The sequence below is a fragment of the Kitasatospora phosalacinea genome, assembly GCF_030268885.1.
GTDB lineage: Bacteria > Actinomycetota > Actinomycetes > Streptomycetales > Streptomycetaceae > Kitasatospora > Kitasatospora phosalacinea_C.
This window is the reverse complement of sequence record NZ_BSSA01000088.1, coordinates 1-1,136: the sequence shown is the minus strand read 5'-3', so window position 1 is coordinate 1,136 and position 1,136 is coordinate 1. Positions and strand designations below refer to the sequence as shown.

Sequence of the window (1,136 nt, the reverse complement as noted above, 5' to 3'; positions counted from 1 at the left end):
TCACAGGGCTTCCATATCCGGCCTATCAACCCAGTCGTCTACTGGGAGCCTTACCCTCTCAAGGAGGTGGGAGTGCTCATCTCGAAGCAGGCTTCCCGCTTAGATGCTTTCAGCGGTTATCCCTCCCGAACGTAGCCAACCAGCCATGCCCTTGGCAGGACAACTGGCACACCAGAGGTCCGTCCGTCCCGGTCCTCTCGTACTAGGGACAGCCCTTCTCAACACTCCTACGCGCACAGCGGATAGGGACCGAACTGTCTCACGACGTTCTAAACCCAGCTCGCGTACCGCTTTAATGGGCGAACAGCCCAACCCTTGGGACCTACTCCAGCCCCAGGATGCGACGAGCCGACATCGAGGTGCCAAACCATCCCGTCGATATGGACTCTTGGGGAAGATCAGCCTGTTATCCCCGGGGTACCTTTTATCCGTTGAGCGACGGCGCTTCCACAAGCCACCGCCGGATCACTAGTCCCTACTTTCGTACCTGCTCGACCCGTCAGTCTCACAGTCAAGCTCCCTTGTGCACTTACACTCAACACCTGATTGCCAACCAGGCTGAGGGAACCTTTGGGCGCCTCCGTTACCCTTTAGGAGGCAACCGCCCCAGTTAAACTACCCACCAGACACTGTCCCTGATCCGGATCACGGACCCAGGTTAGACATCCAGCACGACCAGAGTGGTATTTCAACGACGGCTCCACCATGACTGGCGTCACGGCTTCAAAGCCTCCCACCTATCCTACACAAGCCGAACCGAACACCAATATCAAGCTATAGTAAAGGTCCCGGGGTCTTTCCGTCCTGCTGCGCGAAACGAGCATCTTTACTCGTAATGCAATTTCACCGGGCCTGTGGTTGAGACAGTCGAGAAGTCGTTACGCCATTCGTGCAGGTCGGAACTTACCCGACAAGGAATTTCGCTACCTTAGGATGGTTATAGTTACCACCGCCGTTTACTGGCGCTTAAGTTCTCAGCTTCGCCCGACCGAAATCGGACTAACCGGTCCCCTTAACGTTCCAGCACCGGGCAGGCGTCAGTCCGTATACATCGCCTTACGGCTTCGCACGGACCTGTGTTTTTAGTAAACAGTCGCTTCTCGCTGGTCTCTGCGGCCACCACCAGCTCAGGGAGC

The 1,136-nt window shown here is 56.6% G+C and carries 1 rRNA gene; it reads right to left on the bottom strand.

Going from position 1 to position 1,136, the window contains the following annotated elements:
- Positions 1-1,136: ribosomal RNA gene (locus tag QSK52_RS39050) — 23S ribosomal RNA — on the bottom strand; the annotation flags it as partial.